The organism is Pedobacter sp. (assembly GCF_035317785.1).
GTDB lineage: Bacteria > Bacteroidota > Bacteroidia > Sphingobacteriales > Sphingobacteriaceae > Pedobacter.
Genome location: NZ_DATHGC010000062.1, coordinates 1 through 4,145, shown reverse-complemented (window position 1 = coordinate 4,145; position 4,145 = coordinate 1). Strand labels below are relative to the sequence as shown.

5 protein-coding genes are annotated in these 4,145 nt (G+C 46.6%); 2 read left to right on the top strand and 3 right to left on the bottom strand.

Going from position 1 to position 4,145, the window contains the following annotated elements:
* Positions 1–899, bottom strand: an 899-nt coding sequence (locus VK541_RS03980) for a BT_3928 family protein (protein ID WP_324367147.1), incomplete at its 3' end; no start/stop codon positions are given.
* 1 nt (position 900) lies between these two features.
* Positions 901–1,443 (bottom strand): DUF1599 domain-containing protein, encoded by a 543-nt coding sequence (locus VK541_RS03975; protein WP_324367145.1) that lies wholly within the window; start codon positions 1,441–1,443, stop codon positions 901–903.
* Between the two features lie 47 nt (positions 1,444–1,490).
* Between VK541_RS03975 and folP the strand changes: the two genes are divergently transcribed.
* Positions 1,491–2,348 (top strand): dihydropteroate synthase, encoded by an 858-nt coding sequence (folP, locus tag VK541_RS03970; RefSeq protein WP_324367143.1) that lies wholly within the window; start codon positions 1,491–1,493, stop codon positions 2,346–2,348.
* Positions 2,349–2,368: 20 nt separating this feature from the next.
* On the top strand, positions 2,369–3,166 hold the full coding sequence (gene cdaA, locus VK541_RS03965) for a diadenylate cyclase CdaA (RefSeq protein ID WP_324367141.1): 798 nt from the start codon (positions 2,369–2,371) through the stop codon (positions 3,164–3,166).
* On the opposite strand, the gene VK541_RS03960 is transcribed toward cdaA, so the two are convergent.
* Complete coding sequence (locus VK541_RS03960; protein WP_324367139.1) at positions 3,163–3,906, bottom strand: phytanoyl-CoA dioxygenase family protein; 744 nt, start codon at positions 3,904–3,906, stop codon at positions 3,163–3,165. The two genes, cdaA and VK541_RS03960, sit on opposite strands and share 4 nt — an antisense overlap.
* Positions 3,907–4,145 lie beyond the last annotated feature (239 nt).

Below are 4,145 nucleotides of genomic sequence, written 5' to 3'. Positions count from 1 at the left end.
GCCAGCGCGTTCATTTTCGCCATACCTTGCTCATCCGCGTCAGGCAGGTTATACGAAACCACCAGAATGTTGTAATAAGGATTCTCAATCAGCTCTTTCGTATAATCCGTACCCGAGGCATCACTGATGATCAGGTCTTTGATCTTGGCCTGATGGCCCTTTTTAACCAGTTTGCTTTCCGGTGTACCTATGATTTCCCAGTTGTCATCTTTCCAGATCTCTGTTTTCAGATAATCCTTATCGTTCATGACCTTTGTTTCTCCCGAAACCTTATTTTTAAGGTTATACAGGATCGAATATTCATCGGGCTGGGCACCCGGCGGGATCTTCATCAGCTCAGGAATATTGGCTCCAACCTTGTACGGGAGAAAATCAAGTACCGGAAGCCTGTTGTAAGTATACAAGCTGAACAGGAGCGAAGCAATCAGCGCAAATGCAAACAGCGCGGCCTGCAGACTTCTGCTGTCCGTCAGCGGCCTGATCATTTCCCGGTGTATGAACAGGTAGATGATCATGATCAGCAAAACAATGTCCTTAGAAAAAGACTGCCATGGCGTCAAAGGAATCGCATCCCCAAAACACCCGCATGAGGTCACGACCTTAAAGAACGCAGAAGCAAAGGTCAGGATCGTAAAAAATATGATCACCAGGAGCAATCCGGAAGTCACCTGTTTGCGCCAGAAGCCCAGCAGCAGCAGGGCACCCAGCACGATCTCAAATACGCACAGCAGGATAGCAATACCCGTAGCCATACTGCTAAAGAAAGGCATGTGGAATACCTCAAAGTATTCTTCCAGCTTGTAGCCGAAGCCAAGCGGATCATTGGCCTTGATCAGGCCCGAAAATATGAACAGGACACCAACAAAGATCCTGCAAAAGTTTAACAGCGTCTTTTTCATTCTATTTTACCCCCAGTTTAATCAAAGCAAAGACTGAATAGTTCAGCATGTCCTGGTAATTGGCATTCACGCCCTCCGAAGCCAGCGTTTTGCCCAGATTATCTTCAATCTGTTTCACCCTGAGTATTTTCATCAGAATAAGGTCTGTTAAAGAGCTGATCCGCATATCTCTCCAGGCTTCTCCATAATCATGGTTCTTGGCAAACATCAGTTCTTTCGTCGCATTTACATAGGCATCAAACAGCTCCCGGACCTTCTCCGGATCAAGCTCATAAGGATCATCCGGCCCCAGGTCAAGCTGCATCATCGCGATGACACAATAATTGACAATGCCAATATATTCGGAGGTAATGTCCTCCCCTACTTTTGATATTTTTTTTTCCTCCAGGGTACGGATCCGCTGGGCCTTGATAAAGATCTGGTCAGTGATAGAAGCCGGCCGCAATATGCGCCAGGCTGTTCCGTAATCCTTGGTTTTTTTTAAAAACAGCGATCTGCAGACCGCTATTACTGAATCGAATTCTTGCGAAGTGTTAGTTGCCAATGCAAAAAAATTATTAAGTTTAATTTCTCTAAGTTTGTACTCAAACAATGGCTAAAGATACATTTTTAAACGCAAAACGCACACTTAACGTCAAAGGCAAGCTGGTAGATCTTGCACTTCCGCGCGTCATGGGGATCCTCAACCTTACACCGGATTCTTTTTACAATGACAGCAGGGTAAGTACCGTAGACAATGCCCTGCGCAGAACAGAAGCCTTCCTGAATGAAGGAGCTGTGTTTATAGATATCGGCGCCTATTCCTCACGCCCCGGTGCAGCACAAGTAAGTCCGGAGGAGGAGCTGCAAAGACTGATCCCGGTCATAGCCGCCATCACAAAAAAGTTACCTGAAGCGCTGCTTTCCATAGATACCTTCCGGGCCAGGGTTGCATCTGAGGCAATAGCTGCAGGAGCCCACCTCATCAATGACATCTCAGCTGGCGGCATGGACGAAGCCATGTTTGAAACCATTGCAGCCCTGCAGGTTCCCTACATCATCATGCACATGAAAGGCACGCCACAGACCATGCAAAAACAGGCACAATATGAGCACCTCACCCTGGAAGTCATCGATTATTTCTCGGCGAAGATCGCCGAACTTAAAAAACTGGGTGTGCACGACGTCATCATTGACCCCGGATTTGGCTTCGCAAAGACCCTTGACCACAACTACGAACTGATGGCGCAGCTGCAGGACCTTCAGGTATTCGGGCTGCCCATTCTGACGGGTATTTCCAGAAAATCCATGATCTACAAACTCCTGGGTACAACAGCAGAAGAAGCCTTAAACGGCACAACCGTGTTGAACACCATAGCCCTGTTAAAAGGTGCATCCATTTTGCGGGTCCATGACGTCAAAGCAACCGCAGAATGCATTGCTTTAATAGAAAAGCTGCAGCAAAAATAATAATCCCTAACTTGGCACCAATGAAAGGCTTAGACTTTGATTTCGATTTTCTGCACCTGACGATCACCGATTCGGTGGACATCATTTTGGTAGCATTGCTCATCTACTACATCTACAACCTGATCAAAAACACCATTGCCGTAAACCTTTTCCTGGGGATGGTGATCATCTTAGCCATCAACTGGCTGGTCAACCTGCTCCAGATGAAACTGCTTTCCACGATCATCGATTCCTTCATGAGCGTCGGCATCATTGCATTGATTGTCATATTTCAGCCAGAGATCCGCAGGTTCCTGCTGCTCATTGGCAAAAACACCTTCCTGCAGCAGAACAAGGCCTGGTGGGGCTATCTCTTTGGCAGCAAGAACATAGAAAGAGACAACCTGATCCGCATCAAGCCCATTATCGACGCCTGCAAGAGCATGAAGAAATCAAGGACCGGGGCCCTGATGGTCTTTGTAAAATTCTACGATGACCAGCTTTTTGCCAACAGCTGTGAAGTCATGGACGCAAAAATCTCCAAGCGCCTGCTCGAAAGTATTTTCCAGAAATACAGCCCGTTGCACGATGGTGCGGTCGTCATTGCCGAAAACAAGATCAGAAGTGCAAGCTGTATCCTGCCGCTGACCGACAATGACAAGCTCCCGCCGCAATTTGGCCTGCGGCACAGGGCAGGCATTGGAATTTCTGAAACAACAGACGCGGTAGCAGTCATCATATCAGAAGAGACCGGAGAGATCGCCTATGCCAAACAGGGGCGCGTACGGATGAACGTTTCTTTTGGAGAACTGGAAAAATTACTAAATAAAGATTTTTAAACCTGCTCTTCCTGGAGTTTTTTCTGGTAAGCCGCCTTTGCTTCCAGGTCTTCCCTGGCAGACTCTCCAAAATAAATCAGACCCAAAGCCCTGCGCGATCGCGCAGAACGGTTTGCGCCCGCCTGATGTATGGTCAAAGAATGATGGACGATCAGGTCACCCGGATTGGCCGGAAAACTCAGCTCTTTTTCCAGGTCAGCCGCTGTTCCAAAATCTGTTATTCCCTGAGAAAAACCCAGCGTCTGTGTTCTGCCATGAGGCCGCATTCCTTTGAGGTGAGAACCCCTGACATATTTAACACAACCATTTTCTTCATCGGCCGGCTCCAGTGCCATCCACATGGTCACCGCAACCGAAGGATTCAGCATAAAATAATAACCATCCTGATGCGGCGGAGTTGGTTTTCCGATCAAAGGAGGTTTATTAAAATATTCCAGCGTTTTACCGGTCACCTGATCTTCCAGCAAAAACTCCGCAAGCTCCTTAAACTTGCCGGTTGATAGTTTTTCCTTAAAAAAAGCGTCATATTCCTGGATATCGATCAGTTGTTTTAGCGTAGAAGAATCCTTCTGCGGCCCCTCATAGAAAACATGTTTAAGCGGCATAGCCGGAACAACCTCCGCTATGACCCTGTCAAAGTTGCGTTTCATGGTATCCACTTCAGCAGGGCTGAGAAAACCCGGCAAAAACACGTAACCATCTTTTATAAAATTTTCTCTGAGATCTTTTGTATGTTCCATAGCTGTTTGACTAACACTAATTTAGCCAACATGTATGGACAGACATGATACATTTATACCTAATTTTTATATATTCTTAGGATTAAAGGCACCATGTTCCCTGTCATTTTTATAATTGAGGGCATCGTCCTCCTTCGACTCATCACCCTCTTCAGCTGAAGTCTTTCCCTCCCTCATTTCCTTAATGCTCAGATTTGAATCAATATTGTTCTCGCGCTTATCCTCACGACCCTTTAGTT